This is a genomic window from Streptomyces sp. NPDC022552 (assembly GCF_055561875.1).
This window is the reverse complement of the sequence record NZ_JBVHGJ010000011.1, coordinates 90687-109033: the sequence shown is the minus strand read 5'-3', so window position 1 is coordinate 109033 and position 18347 is coordinate 90687. Positions and strand designations below refer to the sequence as shown.

Here is an 18347-nt window from a genome sequence, read left to right as displayed (position 1 = left end):
CCCGCCGTGTGTGCGGCGCCCGCCGTGCGTAAGGCCCCCGGCGCCGCGCAGTGGCTCGTCGTGGTGGTTCAGCATGCGAGCGTCCCCTCGCCCGAGCGGGCGGACGCTGCCGCCAGCGCCTCCGCGCGCAGGGCCTGCGCCCGGCGCAGCGCGTCGACCGTGGGGTCCCCCGCGTCGCCCTCCTCGCCGCGGGCCGCCGCCAGGACCGCCCCGATCGTGGTCAGGCCGCCCAACTCGCCCCGTACCGAACGCCCCAGTGCCTCCACCACGCCCGCGGACCTGGCCCGCTCCCGGCAGTGGAAGGCCAGCTCGCACGCGGACAGGCACTCCGGCGCGTACGCGTGCGGAACCGACTCCACCGCCGCCGTGAGCTCCTCCGTCGAACAGGCCTCCACGTCGAACGTGACGCCCTCCGGCAGCGCGTCCGCGATGTCCTCGATCCGGGTGAGCCGCGCCAGCTGCCGCCGGGTCACCGACAGCTGCTTGCGTACGTCGACGACCGAGGCCGTCGGCAGGTTGGAGAAGTCCTTCGGGCAGACGAGGAGCACGCTGTGCGCCACCTCGGCGCCGGCGGTCAGCGCCGCGACCCGCTCCAGGGCCAGGACGTACACCGCCGCCTGGCGGGCCGCCGCGCCCACCTTGGAGGCGTCGGCGGAACCGTCGATCATCGGGAAGGACTTGATCTCCACGACCGTCCACCGGCCGTCGGGGTGCACCACCACGGCGTCCGGCTCCAGATAGGCGGGGGAGCCCGCCACCTCCAGAGCCAGCATCGGGTGGTCGAGCAGTGCCCACCGGCCGGCGGCGGTCGCCTCGCGCAGCGCGAGCGCGGTGCGGGCGGCGCGGCCCTCGGGGCCGGCCGCCGTCAGGTCCGGGACCTCGGCCGCCCCGGCATCCTCGATGCCGAGCAGCCGCAGCAGCTCGCGCCCGCCGTCCGCCTTGACCTTCGCCTCGAAGGCGTTGCCCCGCATGAACGCGAACTGCGACTGACCGAAGGCGGCGGGCGAGCCGAGCTTCGCCGCGAGCGCGGTCTTGTCCACCCCGGCGCCGTCGAGCAGCGCGCGCCGCCGGCAGCCGGGGTTGGCGGCCAGCGCCGCCAGCGCCCGCGCGTCCAGCGGATGCGGCACCACGGCCGGGCCGCGCAGCTCGGCGAGTTTCTCCCACACTCTCGGCTTCACCGGAGCGGGGGAGGCCCCGTGCCGTCGTGTCGTCTGCGGAGGGAGAGGAGCTCCGCTGTCCAGGGATGCGCTCACCCGCGGAAGTCTCCCATCCGCCACTGACATTCGGTCGCGGTTCCCGCCCGACGACGCCCCGAAGCTCCCTGCGGGCCGGTCACCGGCGGTCCGGCGTCGCCCGGACGTCGCCGCGAATTCACGTGCGGGATGATGGAAGGGCACCCGATACGTGAACCCCTGGAGAGCCTTCATGGCACCGCGCATCCTGCTCGCCCGGCACGGCCAGACCGAGTGGTCGCTGAGCGGCCGGCACACCGGCAGGACGGACATCCCGCTGCTCGACGAGGGCCGGCGCGGCGCCAAGCTGCTCGGTGAGCGGCTTCACCGGGCGCAGTGGAACGGCCTGCCGGACGTGGAGGTCCGCACGAGCCCGTTGGCACGTGCGCGTGAGACCTGTGAGATCGCCGGCTTCGGCGAGCGGGCGCGGGAGTGGGACGCGCTGATGGAGTGGGACTACGGCGCCTACGAGGGGCTGACCCCGGCCGAGATCCAGGAGCGGCAGCCGGGCTGGCTGCTGTGGCGCGACGCCGTGCCGGAGGGCGAGAGCCTGGAGCAGGTCACGGCGCGCGCGGACGAGGTCGTGGAGTGGGCGCGGTCGGAGGACCGGGACGTGCTGGTCTTCGCGCACGGACACATCCTCCGTACGCTCGCGGCGCGCTGGCTGGGCGAGGAGGTCTCCTTCGGCGCCCGTATCGGCCTCGACCCGACGAGCCTGTCGGTCCTGGGCTGGATGTACGGCAAGCCGGCCCTGTCCCGCTGGAACGACACGGGCCACCTGGAGTAGGAGCCTCTGGCCGGCTCGCGGAGTCGGGCCCCGGCCGGTCCTCCGGTCGGCTCTCCGGCCCAGCCCTCCGGCCGGCCCTCCGGCGAGTCAGCGGGTTGTCGCGAGGACTCGGCTCGTGTCCGTCAGGATGCGGCGGATGCGGGAGGACTGGACGTCGCCCAGCGAGTCCACCACCCGGCGTGCCTCCGCCGCCGCCTCGTCGGGGCGGCCCGCGTGGGCCAGGTTGTTGGCCAGCTGGGCGCGGTAGAGGGCGAGGTTGCGCGCGAAGTGGGGGTTCTGGAGGACCGTCGCGCGATGGGCGTGGCGGGCCGCGCGGCCCCAGTCGCCGAGCGCCGACCAGCAGTGCGCCTCCAGCGCCTCCAGTTCCGGCTCCCCGAAGAACGACATCCACTCCGGGTCGCCCTCGCTCTGCCCACGGGCGAAGTGGGTGTGCGCACGGCCGAGGGCCTGCTCGCACGCGGTCCGGTCGCCCAGTCCGGCCCAGGCCCCCGCCTCCCGCAGGCAGAGCAGGGAGAGCAGTCGGTCGGAGGAGAGCGGCTGCGCCGCCCGCAGACCGGCCTCGGCGGCACGGACCGCCTCCCGGTACCGTCCCGCGTCCCTGGCCAGGAACGACGTGTTGCAGAAGGCGTGCGCCTCCAGTGCGGGATCGCCCGCCACGCGCGCGGTGGCGAGGGCCTCGGCGTAGTGCGAGCGGGCGTCGTCGAAGCGGCCGGAGTCGTGTGCCAGCCAGCCGACGGAGATCGCGAGCTCGCCGGCGCCGGCGTGCAGCCGGTCCTCGGTGGAGCGGCGGGCCGTCGTGCCCGCGTCGAGCAGGGCGTACGCCGCCCGGAGCGGCTGGGCCGCCGCCTTGTACAGGCCGTCGGCGCCGTGCCGGTCGTCGAGCAGCCGGATCTGCCGTACGGCGTCCTCGACGGCGCGGACCTCGGCCTCGCCGATCCTGTGTGCCCCGCGAGGGGCGGGGATCGCGACGGCGGTGCCGCCGAGTCCCAGCGAGGCGGCCGCCACCGTGGCGGTGCCGCTCGTCATGAATGCGCGACGCAGCACGTCGCTCTCCTCATCGTTCCGGGTCGTGATGGCGGGTGGGGTCGCCCCGGCCGAGACGGCCGGCCGACGGCCGCGGACCGCCTCTCGCGCCGAGAAGCCCAGGTCCGCCAGGGAGAGACCGGGGAACATGTGCAGGAACACCCGCTCGTACGCGTAGTTGGGGCAGCGGATCTCGCCCGCCTCCACGCGCCCGATGTAGCGGGCGTCGCACGCGACCCGCTCGCCGATCTCCCGTGCCGCCCGCCGGACCGCCGCGGCGAACTCCGCCGGCGAGTGCTGTCCGCGGAGTCGGCGGAAGGCGAGATTGGGAACTGCCCCTGACACCGCCATGGCCGAGCCCTCTCCTGTGCTGCCGGTGTTCCGGCCGGGCATGAACGTACCTGCTGTGTCCGGTCGCACACGCTGAGTTTTGCCATAAATCGGATATCTCGCTCGCGATCTGCCATGAACTGCCATCCTTTGCGGCGGCGTGCCGCCGTAGCCGTTGACGCGCACGGGCGTTGAACCATGTGGAGAGACGGAACGTGTCTTCTCAGGAGCGAGGAGGGGTCCCCTTGTTGGAGATCGGATCGCAGTCGACCGCACGGCATGCACCCACCCCGGACGCCAGTGCCCCGCACGCCGAGCCCTGTGACCTGGTGACCGTGCCGGCGCGCCAGGGCCTGGAAGCCGTGGACATCCTCCGCCGGGGCGGGACCCCGGTCGTCGGCCCCGTGCTGCACGACGGGGCCTGCGACACCCTCGGCTTCCTGGTGCCGCCCGGCACGGCGGCGGGCTGGGACATGCCGGGCAGCGCCTGTACGCAGACCTCGGGGCGTGGCCTGCGGATCCCCGAGCTGCCGGAGCTGCCCGAGCCGGCCGGTGACGCGCCCCGGCCGGCCGGCTGGCTCCTGCCGCCCGGCGACACGGGCGAGGTCACCGACCCGATGGTGCTGCGCGAGGCCCTCGGCCAGGCGGCCCGCCTGATCGAAGCGGCCGACGGCTGCCACTAGGGGTGTCCGGCGCGCCGGCGCCCCCTGCCCCGCGGGCCGCCGCGGGGAGCGGGGCACCTCCTGGAGCTCGTCGGGCGGAGGAGTCCGGCGAACGCCGATAATGGGGCACGTGGCAAGGAACAGACAGCGCGAGAAGGCGGCCGCCGCCGTCGCCGTCGTCGAGACCGTCGACGGCGGGCTCGCGGAGCTCATACCCGACCGGGAGCGGCCCCGCGGCTGGACGCTGCTGATCGACGGCGCCCCGCAGTCGCACGTCGATCTCGACGACCCCGGCCACCTCTCGTTCGAGTACCAGCGGCGCCTCGGCCACATCGCCGACCTCGTCGCCCCGCCGAACCGGCCCCTCCAGGCCGTCCACCTCGGTGGCGGCGCCTTCACGCTCGCCCGCTACATCGCCGCCACCCGGCCCCGCTCCACCCAGCAGATCGTGGAGCTCGACGGGCCGCTGGTCCAGCTCGTCCGCCGCGAGCTGCCCCTCGACACGACCGCCCGCATCCGGGTCCGCTCCACCGACGCCCGGGCCGGGCTCTCCAAGGTGCAGGACGGCTGGGCGGACCTGATCATCGCCGATGTCTTCAGCGGGGCGCGCACCCCCGCGCATCTGACCAGCACCGAGTTCCTCACCGAGGTCCGGCGGGTCCTGAGGCCCGGCGGTTTCTACGCCGCGAACCTCGCCGACGGGCCGCCGCTGACGCATCTGCGCGGCCAGGTCGCGACCGCCGCCACCGTCTTCCCCGAACTCGCGCTGACCGCCGACCCGACCGTGCTGCGCGGCCGCCGCTTCGGCAACGCGGTGCTCCTCGCCTCCGACCGCGAGCTGCCCGTCGCCGAGCTGACCCGCCGGGTGGCGACCGATCCGCACCCCGGCCGCGTCGAACACGGCCGTACGCTCGCCGACTTCACCGGGGGAGCGACCCCGGTCACCGACGCCAGCGCCAAGCCCTCGCCCGTACCGCCCCCGTCCGTCTTCCGCTGACGCGGCTCACGGGGGAGCGGCCTCAGCGGTCCTCGATCTCCACCCGGGGCGCGGTGTCGTGCCACACGCAGAAGACCGACAGCTCGCGGCCGTCCTTGGTGAACGTGACCCGGATCCAGGTGGGCTGCTTCCACACCTGCATCTGCCAGCCCGAGGCCGGGGTCGCGGAGACCAGCTCCGCCGAGGTCTCGCCGAGGTCGAAGGCGACCAGACCGCCGTCCACGGCATAGCTCTTCACGCTGCCCCCGCCCTGGGGCGGCCGGGAGGCGGGCGGCTTCGGAGTGGTCGGCCTGCGCGAGGGTGCCGCGGAGGCGGAGGACGTGGGAGTGCCGCCAGTGCCGGACCCGGCGGACGGCGTGGGGGAGGAGGGCTCCGGCCGCCGGGTGGCGGAGACGGGCGTGTCACCGGCCTTGCCGGCCGCACTGTCGCTGCTGGTCCCGGCCGGAATGGGCAGTGCGCGCGGGGGGTCGTAGACCGTGCCCGCCAGCACCGTGTGCACACCCCACCACGAGAGTGTGACCGCCGCGCCCGTGGCGAGCGACCACGCCATGGCGTGAACAAGTCCTCTACGCATCCGGGCCATACTGCACCACAGCCGTCCCGGCCGTCCCGCAGGGTGGACCTTCCCTCGGCCTCACCCGTATGGCGTACGGTGCGGCCCATGGCAAGTGTGCTCGTGGTCGAGGACGACCAGTTCGTGCGCTCCGCCCTCATCCGGCATCTGACCGAGGCCTCCCACACCGTACGGAGCGTCGGCACGGCCCTGGAGGCGCTGCGCGAGGTCGCCCATTTCCGTTTCGACGTGGTCATCCTGGACCTCGGACTGCCCGATCTGGACGGGTCCGAGGCGCTGAAGATGCTGCGCGGCATCACCGACGTACCGGTGATCATCGCGACCGCGCGGGACGACGAGGCGGAGATCGTCCGGCTCCTCAACGACGGCGCGGACGACTATCTGACCAAGCCCTTCTCCGTGGAGCACCTGTCGGCGCGGATGGCCGCCGTGCTCCGGCGCTCGCGCGCCGCCGCCGGGGAGGCCCCGCCGTCGCGGGTGATCCAGGTCGGCGGACTGTCGATCGACCCGCTGCGCCGCCAGGCGGAACTCGACGGGGCCCGGCTCGACCTGACCCGCCGGGAGTTCGACCTGCTGGCGTTCCTCGCGGGACGGCCGGGTGTCGTCGTCCCGCGCAAGGAGCTGCTCGCCGAGGTGTGGCAGCAGTCCTACGGGGACGACCAGACCATCGACGTACATTTGTCCTGGCTGCGGCGGAAGTTGGGCGAAACGGCCGCCCGTCCCCGCTATCTCCACACCCTGCGCGGGGTGGGCGTGAAGCTGGAGCCGCCGCGGGAGAGCCGGCCGTGAGATGGGCACTCGTCAAGGTGTCGCTGGCCGTCACCGCCATGGTCGTCGTCGCCTTCGCCGTACCGCTCGGACTCGTCGTCAAGGAGATGGCGCGCGACCGGGCCTTCTCCAACGCCGAGCGGCGCGCCGCCGGTCTCGCCCCCGTCCTCGCCATCACCACCGACCGCGACAAGCTCGACCGGGCCGTCGCGACTACGGAGGACGGGGCCGCCGGGCGGATGGCCGTCCACGTCCCTGCCGCCGCCTCGGCCGGCGAGCCGGGCGCCGAGGCCCTGGAGATCGGCACCCGCAGGGCCGACGAGGAGGACCTGCGGACCACCCGGGAACTGGGGCGGGCGTCGATCGCCGAGGTGGAGGGCGGCTCGGTGCTGCTCCAGCCCACCGCGCTCTCCTCCGGGCAGGTCGCCGTCGTCGAACTCTTCGTCCCCGAGGGCGAGGTCACCAACGGCGTCGCCACCGCCTGGCTGGTCCTGGCCGGCGTCGGCATCGCCCTGATCGTCGGCTCCGTCGCCGTCGCCGACCGCCTCGGCGTCCGCATGGTCCAGCCCGCGCAGCGCCTCGCGCGCGCCGCCCACGATCTGGGCGAGGGCAGGCTCGGCGCCCGGGTCCCCGAGGAGGGGCCGCCGGAGCTCAAGTCGGCCGCCGTCGCCTTCAACTCCATGGCCGACCAGGTCGTCCAGCTCCTCGCCAACGAGCGTGAACTGGCCGCCGACCTCTCCCACCGGCTGCGGACCCCGCTGACCGTGCTCCGGCTCAACGCCGCCTCGCTCGGCTCAGGGCCGGCCGCCGAGCAGACCCGGACCGCCGTCGAACAGCTGGAGCGCGAGGTCGACACGATCATCCGCACGGCGCGGGAGGCCAAGCCCCAGACGCAGGGCCCCGCCCCGGGCGCCGGCTGCGACGCCTCCGAGGTCGTCCGGGAACGGATGGACTTCTGGTCCGCGCTCGCCGAGGACGAGGGCCGCAAGGTGCGGGTCGCGGGCATCGAGCGTCCGGTACGGATCCCGGTCGCCCGGCCCGAACTCGTCGCCGCGCTCGACGCGTTGCTCGGCAACGTCTTCCGCCACACCCCGGAAGGGACGGCGTTCTCCGTCGACGTCCACAACGGCGACGACGCCGTCATCGTGCTTGTCTCCGACGCGGGGCCCGGCATCGCCGACCCGGCCGCCGCGCTGACCCGCGGCAACAGCGGCCACCGCGACGGCTCGACCGGTCTCGGCCTGGACATCGTGCGGCAGATGGCCGAGTCCACGGGCGGCGACGTCCGCATCGGACACTCGGTGCTCGGAGGTACGGAGGTCCGCATCTGGATCGGCCTGGACGGCCGCCGCTTCGGCGACGCGGCAGGCCGCGGCAACCGGCGGGGGCGCCGCAAGAAGCCGGCCGCGACGAGGGCCCGGTGACGCGGCGCCTGCCGTGCGGGGTGCCCGCGCGGGGCGCCTGAGAGGCGCGCCCGCGGGGGCGGCCCCGGGTCCAACCTTTCGTCGTCCCGATGCCTTCCTTAAGCGGAGCCTAAGAATCCTCAACCCCGGCCTCCTCGTGGCCATTTGTCCGTTTCTCGCTCGCTAGCGTGCTGCCGCACCCCACCCCACCCCCGGCACACAGAGGCAGGCACGCGATGGGCACCAGTTCGCACCGGCGCAGGGCGAGCGGCAGGACCAAGGTCATCGGCGCGGTCGTCGCGGCAGCGGTGATCGGCGGCGCGGCCTTCGCGCTCACCGGCACCGCCCAGGCCGCGGCCGTCGGCGCCGCCTACACCAGGACGAGCTCCTGGACCGGTGGCTACACCGGGCAGTACGTCGTGACCAACGAGACCTCCAGCGTCCAGCCGGGGGGCTGGACGCTGGAGTTCGACCTGCCCGCAGGAACGACCATCGGGTCCCTCTGGAACGGCGAGCACACCGTCTCCGGCCGGCACGTCACCGTGAAGCCCGCGAGCTGGAACAAGGAGCTCGCGCCCGGCCAGTCCGTCACCGTCGGCTTCGTGACCTCCGCGACCGGAGAGGCCGGCGACCCCACGAACTGCCTCATCAACAAGGCCACCTGCTCCGTCGGCGGCGTCACCCCGACCCCGAGCGGCCGGCCCACCGGACAGCCCACCCCCACCGTCGCCCCGACCGCGTCGGCGACCCCCACCGCCACCGCGACGGCCACCCCGAGCCGGCCCGCCACGACGGCCCCCACGCCCACCCCGACGGCGACCGCCACCGGTACCCCGGGCGCGGCCGCGAAGTACGCGCCCTACATCGACACCTCGCTCTACCCGGCGTACGACATGCTCGCCACCGCCGACGCCACCGGTGTGAAGGAGTTCAACCTCGCCTTCATCACCTCCGGCGGAGCCTGCGCCCCGCTGTGGGGCGGAGTCACCGACCTCGACAACGACAGGGTCGCCTCCCAGATCGGCGCCCTGCGGGCCAAGGGCGGCGACGTCCGGGTCTCCTTCGGCGGCGCCGCCGGCCACGAGCTGGCCCTGAACTGCGCGAACTCCGCCGACCTGGCCGCCGCCTACGGCAAGGTCGTCGACCGGTACAAGCTCACCAAGGTCGACTTCGACATCGAGGGTGCCGCCCTGCCGGACACCGCCGCCAACACCCGGCGCTCCCAGGCCATCGCCCAGCTCCAGAAGTCCCACCCCGGCCTGAACGTCTCCTTCACCCTGCCGGTCATGCCCGAGGGCCTGACCCAGCCGGGCGTGGACCTGCTCGCCGACGCCAGGAGGAACGGTGTCCGCGTCGATGCCGTCAACATCATGGCGATGGACTACGGGCCGGCCTACAGCGGAGACATGGGCGAGTACGCCATCCAGGCCGCGACCGCGACCCAGGCACAGATCAAGGGCGTCCTCGGGCTCGGCGACAGCGCCGCCTGGAAGGCCGTCGCCGTCACCCCGATGATCGGGGTCAACGACGTCACCACCGAGATCTTCAAGGTCGACGACGCCACCCAGCTGGTGGACTTCGCGAAGTCCAAGGGCATCGGCTGGCTGTCGATGTGGTCCTCGACCCGGGACAAGCAGTGCGCGGCGGGCGCGGTGAACCACGCGGACGCCACCTGCTCCTCGATCCTCCAGCAGCCGCTGGCCTTCACCAAGGCGTTCGCCGCCTACAAGTGAGCCACTGAGCCCCCCACACCGCGCGCCCCGGCCGGGCCCACCCCACCACCGGCCGGGGCGCGCCCGTCGTTGCCCGCCTCACCGTGGCGCCGCGCCGGGTCTGCTGCCCGGAGAACGACAGAGGCCCCGGTTCGTATGAACCGGGGCCTCTGCCTTCAGGGTGAGTAACGGGACTCGAACCCGCGACATCCTGGACCACAACCAGGTGCTCTACCAGCTGAGCTATACCCACCACGACCGGCGGTTTTCCCGAAGGTTTCCCCGACCGGCCGAGAAGAAGTCTACAGGGTCCGAGAGGGTGCTCGCGCCCGTATTCGACCCGGCGCCGCCGCGGCGGCGTCAGAGGGGCGTCAGGGGCGCGAGCAGGGCTGCTCGGACGGGGTGGGGCGACAGCGGAGCGCTCCGGACTGCTCCGGACCGCTCCGTATCGCTCCGGACTACTCCGGAGGCAGGACGTGGCGCGCCGCGATCTGCTTCGCCGTGTCCGAGTCCGGGCCGGGCTGCGGGACGAAGATCGCCTCGCGGTAGTAGCGCAGCTCGGCGATGGATTCGCGGATGTCGGCGAGCGCGCGGTGGTTGCCGCTCTTCTCCGGACTGTTGAAGTACGCCCTCGGGTACCAGCGGCGGGCCAGCTCCTTGACCGAGGAGACATCGACGATCCGGTAGTGCAGATGGCTCTCGAGCGCCGCCATGTCCCGCGCGAGGAAGCCCCGGTCGGTGGAGACCGAGTTCCCGCACAGCGGGGCCTTGCCGGGCTCCTTGACGTGCTCGCGTACGTAGGCGAGGACCTGGGCCTCGGCGTCGGCGAGGGTCGTGCCGCCGGCCAGCGCGTCGAGCAGGCCGGAGGACGTGTGCATCTGGCGCACGATCTCGGGCATGGTCTCCAGCGCCGCGTCCGGCGGGCGGATCACGATGTCCACCCCTTCGCCGAGTACGTTCAGTTCCGAGTCGGTGACCAGTGCGGCCACCTCGATGAGTGCGTCGTCCGTCAGCGAGAGCCCGGTCATCTCGCAGTCGATCCACACCATGCGATCGTTCATGCGTCCTACCTTAGGGGGTGGCTCCCGGTTCGGACCGGGACCGGCCGTACGGCTCGGGGTCGAGCGGGACGCCGACGGGCGCCCGGGAGAGGTGTCCCCGGGCGCCCGTCGGTTTTCTCCGTGCGCGGCTTGTGGCGCGCGGTCCGGCCCGCCCCTAGGGGGCGCTGCGCTGGCCCGGCAGGGCCGCGCGACCGGAGGCGTACATGTCGGACTGCGGCTTGCCCGGCTCCATCGGGCCGCCGGGCCGCCGGACGACCGGCGGGCCCTGCTGCGGCACCAGTGGCTCGAGCACCGTCGTCGCCGTCTCGGCCTGCGGGCGCCGGGCCCGGTAGGCCGCGCGGTACGCGGCCGGCGAGGAGCCGAGCTGGCGGCGGAAGTGGCCGCGCAGTGCCACCGGGGAACGGAAGCCGCAGCGTCCCGCGACCTCGTCGACCGAGTAGTCGGAGGTCTCGAGCAGCCGCTGCGCCTGCAGCACCCGCTGGGTGATCAGCCACTGCAGCGGGGCGGACCCCGTCAGCGAGCGGAAACGCCGGTCGAACGTACGCCGTGACATGTACGCGCGGGCCGCGAGCGTCTCCACGTCGAACTGCTCGTGGAGGTGCTCCAGGGCCCAGGCGACGACCTCCGCGAGCGGGTCGGCGCCGATCTCCTCAGGTAAAGACCTGTCGAGGTAGCGCTCCTGGCCGCCGCTGCGCCGCGGCGGGACGACCAGGCGGCGCGCCAGGGCGCCCGCGGCCTCCGCGCCGTGGTCGGTCCGCACGATGTGCAGACACAGGTCGATACCGGCCGCGGTGCCGGCCGAGGTCAGTACGTCCCCGTCGTCGACGAAGAGCTCCCGCGGGTCCACATGGACCGACGGATAGCGCTTGGCGAGCGTCGGCGCGTACATCCAGTGTGTGGTGGCCGGTCTGCCGTCGAGCAGTCCGGCCGCGGCGAGCACGAACGCGCCGGTGCACAGCCCGACGATCCGCGCGCCCTCTTCGTGTGCCCGGCGCAGCGCTTCGAGCGCCTCCGGCGGTGGCGGCGAGGTGATCGACCGCCAGGCCGGTACGACGACGGTTCCGGCGCGACTGATCGCGTCGAGGCCGTACGGCGCGGTCAGTTCGAGGCCCCCTGTGGTCCGCAGCGGGCCTTCCTCACCGGCGCACACCAGCAGGCGGTAGCGGGGTACTCCCGCGTCCTGCCGGTCGATTCCGAACACGGAGAGCGGGATGGAGCTCTCGAAGATGGGGCCGCCGCTGAACAGCAGCACCGCGACGACTTCGCGGCGGCGGCGCCCGGTCAACTTCCGTGCGGCCTCCGTTACGGCGGAGTCCTGGCTCATGACGCTAAGCCCCCCTCGGTGTTCGCGTCTCCCTGGTCCTGTCGCTCCTGCACGTTTCCCCTCGGTTTTGCACGAGACCCCAGTCTTCGATACCCATGATCGAATCTACTGCGTTCCGTAGTGCCGACGTGCCACGTTCTCCAACCGGCGCATTGTCGACAAGGCAACTTGGCGCGAAGCATTCGATCACGAAGCGTTCCACTCGCGGGCCGCGTACGGAAGTGCATCGTGGCCGCGTGGCCCGTCCCCGTAGGGTGCGAGGGCCGAGCTGAAGCCTTTCATGCCTGGTGGCACCAGGGTTGAGGGGGCATTTCGCCAAGGACTCACCGACCCGAGGAAGTTGGCTGAAATCATACGGGTGTGAGTGTGCGAACCCGTCAGCTCCACGGGGGGTCCGTCACCTCTGGCGGTGGTTTCTGCCGCCGTGCGAGTGGCGCGCGCGGGGTCCCGCGGCCTCGGCGCGCAGACCGCGCTCCGCGCGGCGCAGCAGCACCCGGCAGACCGCCGTCACCGCGGCGAGACCGAGCGCCGTGCCCGCCGCCCCGCCCAGCGACGTGCCGTAGACCACGAGGACGACCGGGACGAGGACGCAGCAGAAGACGGCCCAGCGGACGACGTCGCCCGCCGGGTCCGCGGCGGGGTGCGGGGCCGCGGGGCCGGGGGAGTGGGCGGTGGAGCGGGTGCCGGCACGGGTGCCGGCGGGGGTGGCGGTGGCGGGGGTGGCGGCGGCCGATGGTGCGGGCACGGGCGGGGCTCCCTGCGACGGTGACTGGACCTGTGGGAACGAGAAGCGGAACGTTCCGGTCACTGCCGGTGGCGGCCGTTTGGCCCCCGTACCGGACACCTGTAGGACACAACCGGCATTGCCATAACGGGACGGGCTCGTGCATGCTCCCTGGAACGCCCTGCGGGCGCCGTGTGTGGCCTCGGACCGCTCTGGGCAGGAGAGAGGTGTCGCCGTACCCTTGGGGGTATGGGCTTGGGAAGATGATTCCCGGACACCGCTCCGCCGCCAACCGTCGCTCCGTACGTCGCTCCGTCCCTTCCCACAAGGATCTTCTTCGCCGAGACACCGATGGCCGGTCACGAATTCCCCGAACCCGCGGACCGCAAGCGCGTCGCCGACTCCACGGTCGACCCCCTCGCGGTGGAACAGCCACGCCACTCCTGTGATCCCGCCTTCCGGCACGGAGTGGTCGTCGGCTTCGACGGCTCGACCTCCAGCGAGCGGGCCCTCGCGTACGCCATCGGCATGGCCAAGCGCTCCGGCTCCGGCCTGATCATCGTGCATGTCGCCAACCGGCTGCCCACCACCGTCTGGGCGGGCTGTGAGCCGCCGGTCTTCGTCGACGTCCCGGACCACCGCACCGAGGTGCTCGGCCTGGAGCTGGCCTGCGCGGACTACCTGGCCGAGGTCCCCTGGATCCTCGTGGAGCGCGGCGGCGACATCTGCCACGAGCTGGAGGAGGTCGGCCGGGAGTATTCGGCCGACGCGATCGTGGTCGGCTCGACGCACGGCATCGTCGGCCGGATCTTCGGCTCGGTGGCCGGCCGGCTGGCGAAGCGGGCACAGCGGCCCGTCATCGTCATCCCGTGACCGTCGCTCCCTGACGGTCGCCCCCTGGGGGCCGTCCTCTCGACGCTTCGTCAACTCCCTTGGTACGGCGATATTTTCTGCCGCCGTCAGGTGATTTGTGTGCTTGTGAAGGGTAGTTAAAAGTCACCGGAACAAGCAGCTCACGCAGCACAACTGCCCACCTGAAGGGAGCCCGCCGTGGACAACGAAGTCGCCGCGGGAAACACGACCTCCACTCTCGGCCACCTCGCGCTCGGACTGACCCTGCTGGCCTTCGGCATCGGCAGCACGGGTGTCATCGACAACGTCGCGGCGTCGGACGCCGCTGCCCTCGCCACCTGGGTCGGCGGGGTGACGCTCTTCCTCGTCGGTCTGCTCGCCCTGCGCGCCGGCAACGGCGGTGAGGGCACCGCCTATTCGGCTCTCGGCGCGTTCTGGTTCACCTGGGGGACCGGAGTGGGCGACAGCGGCTCGGCCGAGGCGGCCGGTCTCTTCCTGCTGCTGTGGGCGCTGCTGGCGCTCACGCTGACGATGGCGGCCGGGGGCAGCGGTCTGTTCGGCCAGGGCGTGTACGGGCTGCTGTTCGTGTCGCTGCTGCTGCTCGGCATAGGGGCCCTCGCCGACAACGGCGGTCTGGCGAAGGCGGGCGGCTGGGTCGCCGCGGTGGCGGGCCTCGCGGCCTGGTACGGCGCGACGGCGGCGGTGGCGCACTGGCCGACCTCGCTCGGCCGCGCGCGCCGCGGAGCCCCGGCAGCCGGCTGAGGGCACCCACGGACGCCTGGCGAGCCGAGCCCCAAGAAAAGCAGGAAGCGGTCCCCGCGCACTCGGTGCGCGGGGACCGCTTCCTGTGTCCGGCCGGGCGTCCGTCCTTCCGGGGACAGGTCCGGAATGGGGCGGACGGGCTTTCCCGGCCGTGGTCGAGAGCTCCGGGGGACAGGCCCGGACGCTGCTACTCGACCGTGACGGACTTGGCCAGGTTGCGCGGCTTGTCGATGTCGCGGCCCATGGCGAGCGCCGTGTGGTAGGCGAGGAGCTGGAGCGGGATGCCCATCAGGATCGGGTCCAGCTCGTCCTCGTTCTTCGGGACGACGATCGTGTGGTCGGCCTTGGCCTGCTCCTGGTGCGCGACCGCGAGGATGCGGCCGCTGCGGGCCTTGATCTCCTCCAGCGCGGCGCGGTTCTTCTCCAGCAGGTCGTCGTCGGGGACGATCGCGACCGTCGGCAGGGCCGGCTCGATCAGGGCGAGCGGGCCGTGCTTCAGCTCGGAGGCCGGGTACGCCTCGGCGTGGATGTAGGAGATCTCCTTGAGCTTCAGGGAGGCCTCCAGGGCGACCGGGTAGCCCCGCACACGGCCGATGAACATCATCGACTGGGCGCCGGCGTACGCCTCGGCGATCTTCTTGATCTCGTCCTCGGTCTCGAGGATCTCGCTGATCTGCGCGGGCAGCTTGCGCAGACCCTCGATGATCCGCTTGCCGTCGGTGACCGACAGGTCGCGGATGCGGCCGAGGTGGAGGGCGATCAGCGCGAAGGCGGTGACCGTGTTGGTGAAGCACTTGGTGGAGACGACGCAGACCTCGGGGCCGGCGTGCACGTACACGCCGCCGTCGGCCTCGCGGGCGATGGCCGAGCCGACCACGTTGACGACGCCGATGACGCGGGCGCCCTTGCGCTTCAGCTCCTGCACGGCGGCCAGCACGTCGTACGTCTCACCGGACTGGGAGACGGCGATGTACAGGGTGTCGGGGTCCACGACCGGGTTGCGGTAGCGGAACTCCGAGGCCGGCTCGGCGTCGGCGGGGATACGGGCCATGGACTCGATCAGGCCCGCGCCGATGAGGCCGGCGTGGTACGAGGTGCCGCAGCCGAGGATCTTGATCCGGCGGATGGAGCGGGCCTCGCGGGCGTCGAGGTTGAGGCCGCCCAGGTGGACGGTGGAGAAGCGGTCGTCGATCCGGCCGCGCAGCACGCGGTCGACCGCGTCGGGCTGCTCGGAGATCTCCTTGTGCATGTACGTGTCGTGGCCGCCCATGTCGTAGGAGGCGGCCTCCCACTCCACGGTCTCCGGGGTGGCCGTCGTCGAGGCGCCCGAGGTCGTGTACGTACGGAAGTCGTCGGCCTTGAGGGTGGCCATCTCGCCGTCGTCGAGGGTGACGACCTGGCGGGTGTGGGCGATCAGGGCGGCGACGTCGGAGGCGACGAACATCTCCTTCTCGCCGATGCCGAGGACGACCGGGGAGCCGTTGCGGGCCACCACGATGCGGTCGTTGAACTCGGCGTGCATGACGGCGATGCCGTAGGTGCCCTCGATGACCTTGAGCGCCTCGCGGACCTTCTCCTCCAGGGTGGTGGCCTGGGAGCGGGCGATCAGGTGGGTGATGACCTCGGTGTCGGTCTCCGACGCGAAGACGACGCCGTCGGCCTCCAGCTTGGCGCGGAGCTCCTGGGCGTTGTCGACGATGCCGTTGTGGACGACCGCGACCTTGTTCTCGGGGTCCAGGTGCGGGTGCGAGTTGATGTCGCTCGGCGCGCCGTGGGTGGCCCAGCGGGTGTGGGCGATGCCGGTCGTGCCGGTGAAGCGCTTGGGGACGCGGGCTTCGAGGTCACGGACCCGGCCCTTGGCCTTCACCATCTTCAGGCCGGAGGCCTTCGGGCTGGTGATGACGATGCCGGCGGAGTCGTACCCCCGGTACTCCAGCCGCTGCAGGCCTTCCAGCAGCAGCGGGGCGACGTCACGCTTTCCGATGTAACCGACAATTCCACACATAAAGGTGTAACCCCTCCAGGTTGGTGAGCGTGCTCAGCCGTAGACGATGCGGCGCAGCTGCCGGAGAGAGAGCTCCGGTGGCGCCACGGCGCGGTGCGGCAGTTCTGCCGCGATGCGCTCGAAGATCTCGGCGTTCACGGCGCCGCCTGACTGCAGTTCGCGGTGGCGGCGGCGGACGAACGTCTCGGTCGACTCGTCGAAGTACGCCAGCACGTCGAGCACCACCCGGGCTGCTTCACCGCGCTGCAGCGCGGTGCTGCGCACCAGGTGGTCGATGAGGTCGTCATGCGACGGGCGGCGTTCGAGCACCAGTGAATACTGAGGGGTACCCCCCGGACTTCGCAAGAATTCTGCCCGAATTCGGGCAGACCTCTTCATGATCACCGATCTGGCGCGGAAATTGGTCTACACCTTGACCCACGGAAGTGGTCCACGGTACGCATGGTGACTGTTCGGATACGCATACCCACAGCCGCGAAGTCCACCGAAAGGGACCATGCCTGTGAGACAGCGCAGAACGCTTCCCCGTGTGCTCGGCGCCCTGCTGCTCCTTGCGGCGGCCGGCATCTCCTGCGTCGGAGCCGCTCCCACCGCCCACTCCGCCGCCGAACCCACGCTCCGGCCGCTCGGCCAGATCGTCCCCGCCCCCGCCTCCGTGGCCCCCGGCGGACAGCCGTACACGATCACCGCCGCCACCCGCATCCGGATCGACGACCGTTCCCGCGAGTCCCGCGCCGTCGCCGACTACCTCGCCGGCCTCCTGCGCCCCTCGACCGGCCACCCCCTGCGCGTCGTCGACGAGGACAGGGCGAGCGGCGGAATCCGGCTACGCCTCAGCAACGGCGAGGAGGCGCTCGGGGACGAGGGCTACCGCCTCCAGTCCGGCCGCGCCGGCATCACCCTCACCGCCCACCGCCCCGCCGGGCTCTTCCGCGGCGTCCAGACCCTGCGCCAGCAGCTCCCGGCGTCCGTCGAGAAGCGAACCGTGCAGCCCGGGCCCTGGCAGATCGCGGGCGGCACCATCAACGACACCCCGCGCTACGCCTACCGGGGCGCGATGCTCGACGTCTCGCGCCATTTCTTCACCGTCGAGCAGGTCAAGCGGTACATCGACCAGCTCGCCCTCTACAAGGTCAACAAGCTGCATCTGCACCTCTCCGACGACCAGGGCTGGCGCATCGCCATCGACTCCTGGCCCCGCCTCGCCACCTACGGCGGCTCCACCCAGGTCGGCGGCGGACCCGGCGGGTACTACACGAAGGACGACTACAAGGAGATCGTGCGGTACGCCGCCTCCCGCTACCAGGAGGTCGTGCCCGAGATCGACCTGCCCGGCCACACCAACGCCGCCCTCGCCTCCTACGCCGAGCTGAACTGCGACGGCGTCGCCCCGCCGCTCTACACGGGCACCAGCGTCGGCTTCAGCTCCCTGTGCGTGCCGAAGCCCGTCACGTACGACTTCGTGGACGACGTCGTCCGGGAGCTCGCCGCGCTCACCCCGGGGAAGTACCTCCACATCGGCGGCGACGAGGCGCACTCCACCACCCACGAGGACTACGTGGCGTTCATGGAGAAGGTCCAGCCGATCGTCGCGAAGTACGGCAAGACCGTCGTCGGCTGGCACCAGCTGACCGGCGCCACCCCGGCCGAGGGCGCGCTCGCGCAGTACTGGGGCCTCGACCGGACCGGCGCGGCGGAGAAGGAACAGGTCGCCGCGGCGGCACGCAACGGCACCGGGCTGATCCTCTCGCCCGCGGACCGGGTCTACCTCGACATGAAGTACACGAAGGAGACCAAGCTCGGCCTGGCCTGGGCCGGCTACGTCGAGGTACAGCGCTCGTACGACTGGAACCCGGCCGCGTACCTTCCGGGCGCGCCCGCCGAGGCCGTGAAGGGCGTCGAGGCGCCGCTCTGGACCGAGACCGTCTCCGAGAACGCACACATCGACCAGATGGCGTTCCCGCGTCTGCCGGGCGTGGCCGAGCTGGGCTGGTCCCCGGCGGCGACGCACGACTGGGAGGCGTACAGGACGCGGCTCGCGGCGCAGGGGCCGCGGTTCGAGGCGCTCGGTATCGACTACTACCGCTCGCCGCAGGTCCCGTGGCCCGCGGCTGAGTAGGGACGAAAGCGC

The 18347-nt window shown here is 72.5% G+C and carries 17 protein-coding genes and 1 tRNA gene; 9 read left to right on the top strand and 9 right to left on the bottom strand.

Features of this window, described 5'->3' with window-relative positions:
- Positions 1-68: 68 nt before the first annotated feature.
- Complete coding sequence (locus tag ACZ3OF_RS26130; RefSeq protein ID WP_467307120.1) at positions 69-1253, bottom strand: hypothetical protein; 1185 nt, start codon at positions 1251-1253, stop codon at positions 69-71.
- 172 nt (positions 1254-1425) lie between these two features.
- Between ACZ3OF_RS26130 and ACZ3OF_RS26125 the strand changes: the two genes are divergently transcribed.
- Positions 1426-2019, top strand: coding sequence for a histidine phosphatase family protein (locus ACZ3OF_RS26125; protein WP_361673542.1), 594 nt, complete (start codon positions 1426-1428; stop codon positions 2017-2019).
- A gap of 87 nt (positions 2020-2106) precedes the next feature.
- Here ACZ3OF_RS26125 and ACZ3OF_RS26120 read toward each other — a convergent pair whose 3' ends face one another.
- Positions 2107-3393: a tetratricopeptide repeat protein gene (locus ACZ3OF_RS26120; protein WP_361673538.1), complete on the bottom strand. Its 1287-nt coding sequence runs from the start codon at positions 3391-3393 to the stop codon at positions 2107-2109.
- 224 nt (positions 3394-3617) lie between these two features.
- Between ACZ3OF_RS26120 and ACZ3OF_RS26115 the strand changes: the two genes are divergently transcribed.
- Both ACZ3OF_RS26115 and ACZ3OF_RS26110 read left to right on the top strand, forming a co-directional pair.
- Entirely contained in the window at positions 3618-4055 is a 438-nt protein-coding gene (locus tag ACZ3OF_RS26115; protein ID WP_361602982.1) for a hypothetical protein, read from the top strand.
- A 100-nt stretch (positions 4056-4155) separates the two neighbouring features.
- Complete coding sequence (locus tag ACZ3OF_RS26110; RefSeq protein WP_467307115.1) at positions 4156-5031, top strand: spermidine synthase; 876 nt, start codon at positions 4156-4158, stop codon at positions 5029-5031.
- Between the two features lie 22 nt (positions 5032-5053).
- On the opposite strand, the gene ACZ3OF_RS26105 is transcribed toward ACZ3OF_RS26110, so the two are convergent.
- Complete coding sequence (locus tag ACZ3OF_RS26105) at positions 5054-5614, bottom strand: hypothetical protein (RefSeq protein WP_467307114.1); 561 nt, start codon at positions 5612-5614, stop codon at positions 5054-5056.
- Between the two features lie 78 nt (positions 5615-5692).
- Here ACZ3OF_RS26105 and ACZ3OF_RS26100 point away from each other — a divergent pair, with 78 nt between their 5' ends.
- The 3 genes from ACZ3OF_RS26100 to ACZ3OF_RS26090 all read left to right on the top strand — a co-directional run bounded on the left by ACZ3OF_RS26100 (position 5693) and on the right by ACZ3OF_RS26090 (position 9509).
- Positions 5693-6394 carry a response regulator transcription factor gene (locus tag ACZ3OF_RS26100; RefSeq protein ID WP_352187522.1) on the top strand — a complete coding sequence of 234 codons (702 nt, stop codon included), beginning with the start codon at positions 5693-5695 and terminating at the stop codon, positions 6392-6394.
- On the top strand, positions 6391-7797 hold the full coding sequence (locus ACZ3OF_RS26095; protein WP_361673530.1) for a HAMP domain-containing sensor histidine kinase: 1407 nt from the start codon (positions 6391-6393) through the stop codon (positions 7795-7797). Before ACZ3OF_RS26100 ends, ACZ3OF_RS26095 begins: the two co-directional genes overlap by 4 nt.
- Before the next feature lie 215 nt (positions 7798-8012).
- The gene (locus ACZ3OF_RS26090; RefSeq protein WP_467307110.1) at positions 8013-9509 is read left to right on the top strand and encodes a glycoside hydrolase family 18 protein; all 1497 of its coding nucleotides are present in this window, start codon (positions 8013-8015) and stop codon (positions 9507-9509) included.
- A 159-nt stretch (positions 9510-9668) separates the two neighbouring features.
- Here ACZ3OF_RS26090 and ACZ3OF_RS26085 read toward each other — a convergent pair.
- The 4 genes from ACZ3OF_RS26085 to ACZ3OF_RS26070 form a co-directional block, all read right to left on the bottom strand.
- A tRNA-His gene (locus ACZ3OF_RS26085) sits at positions 9669-9741 on the bottom strand.
- Between the two features lie 205 nt (positions 9742-9946).
- Positions 9947-10549 (bottom strand): oligoribonuclease, encoded by a 603-nt coding sequence (gene orn, locus ACZ3OF_RS26080; RefSeq protein ID WP_361673526.1) that lies wholly within the window; start codon positions 10547-10549, stop codon positions 9947-9949.
- A 154-nt stretch (positions 10550-10703) separates the two neighbouring features.
- Complete coding sequence (locus ACZ3OF_RS26075; RefSeq protein ID WP_361439657.1) at positions 10704-11873, bottom strand: helix-turn-helix domain-containing protein; 1170 nt, start codon at positions 11871-11873, stop codon at positions 10704-10706.
- 397 nt (positions 11874-12270) lie between these two features.
- The gene (locus ACZ3OF_RS26070) at positions 12271-12618 is read right to left on the bottom strand and encodes a hypothetical protein (RefSeq protein WP_361673523.1); all 348 of its coding nucleotides are present in this window, start codon (positions 12616-12618) and stop codon (positions 12271-12273) included.
- 330 nt (positions 12619-12948) lie between these two features.
- Between ACZ3OF_RS26070 and ACZ3OF_RS26065 the strand changes: the two genes are divergently transcribed.
- Positions 12949-13470: a universal stress protein gene (locus tag ACZ3OF_RS26065; protein WP_329120266.1), complete on the top strand. Its 522-nt coding sequence runs from the start codon at positions 12949-12951 to the stop codon at positions 13468-13470.
- Between the two features lie 177 nt (positions 13471-13647).
- On the top strand, positions 13648-14211 hold the full coding sequence (locus ACZ3OF_RS26060; protein WP_361673520.1) for a GPR1/FUN34/YaaH family transporter: 564 nt from the start codon (positions 13648-13650) through the stop codon (positions 14209-14211).
- A gap of 187 nt (positions 14212-14398) precedes the next feature.
- Here the strand turns inward: ACZ3OF_RS26060 and glmS are convergent, their stop codons facing one another.
- Both glmS and ACZ3OF_RS26050 read right to left on the bottom strand, forming a co-directional pair.
- Complete coding sequence (gene glmS / locus ACZ3OF_RS26055; RefSeq protein ID WP_361673517.1) at positions 14399-16216, bottom strand: glutamine--fructose-6-phosphate transaminase (isomerizing); 1818 nt, start codon at positions 16214-16216, stop codon at positions 14399-14401.
- A 33-nt stretch (positions 16217-16249) separates the two neighbouring features.
- Positions 16250-16525 (bottom strand): hypothetical protein, encoded by a 276-nt coding sequence (locus ACZ3OF_RS26050; protein ID WP_361439670.1) that lies wholly within the window; start codon positions 16523-16525, stop codon positions 16250-16252.
- 187 nt (positions 16526-16712) lie between these two features.
- On the opposite strand from ACZ3OF_RS26050, the gene ACZ3OF_RS26045 reads away from it, so the two are divergent.
- A complete protein-coding gene (locus ACZ3OF_RS26045; protein WP_467307102.1) occupies positions 16713-18335 on the top strand; it encodes a beta-N-acetylhexosaminidase in 1623 nt (540 codons plus the stop codon).
- Positions 18336-18347 lie beyond the last annotated feature (12 nt).

Coding starts and splice junctions, on each gene's coding strand:
- ACZ3OF_RS26110 (WP_467307115.1), top strand. CDS start 4,156: ATGGGGCACGTGGCAAGGAACAGACAGCGCGAGAAGGCGGCCGCCGCC.
- ACZ3OF_RS26125 (WP_361673542.1), top strand. CDS start 1,426: ATGGCACCGCGCATCCTGCTCGCCCGGCACGGCCAGACCGAGTGGTCG.
- ACZ3OF_RS26075 (WP_361439657.1), bottom strand. CDS start 11,873: ATGAGCCAGGACTCCGCCGTAACGGAGGCCGCACGGAAGTTGACCGGG.
- ACZ3OF_RS26120 (WP_361673538.1), bottom strand. CDS start 3,393: ATGGCGGTGTCAGGGGCAGTTCCCAATCTCGCCTTCCGCCGACTCCGC.
- ACZ3OF_RS26105 (WP_467307114.1), bottom strand. CDS start 5,614: ATGGCCCGGATGCGTAGAGGACTTGTTCACGCCATGGCGTGGTCGCTC.
- ACZ3OF_RS26100 (WP_352187522.1), top strand. CDS start 5,693: ATGGCAAGTGTGCTCGTGGTCGAGGACGACCAGTTCGTGCGCTCCGCC.
- ACZ3OF_RS26045 (WP_467307102.1), top strand. CDS start 16,713: ATGCCTGTGAGACAGCGCAGAACGCTTCCCCGTGTGCTCGGCGCCCTG.
- ACZ3OF_RS26090 (WP_467307110.1), top strand. CDS start 8,013: ATGGGCACCAGTTCGCACCGGCGCAGGGCGAGCGGCAGGACCAAGGTC.
- ACZ3OF_RS26065 (WP_329120266.1), top strand. CDS start 12,949: ATGGCCGGTCACGAATTCCCCGAACCCGCGGACCGCAAGCGCGTCGCC.
- glmS (WP_361673517.1), bottom strand. CDS start 16,216: ATGTGTGGAATTGTCGGTTACATCGGAAAGCGTGACGTCGCCCCGCTG.
- orn (WP_361673526.1), bottom strand. CDS start 10,549: ATGAACGATCGCATGGTGTGGATCGACTGCGAGATGACCGGGCTCTCG.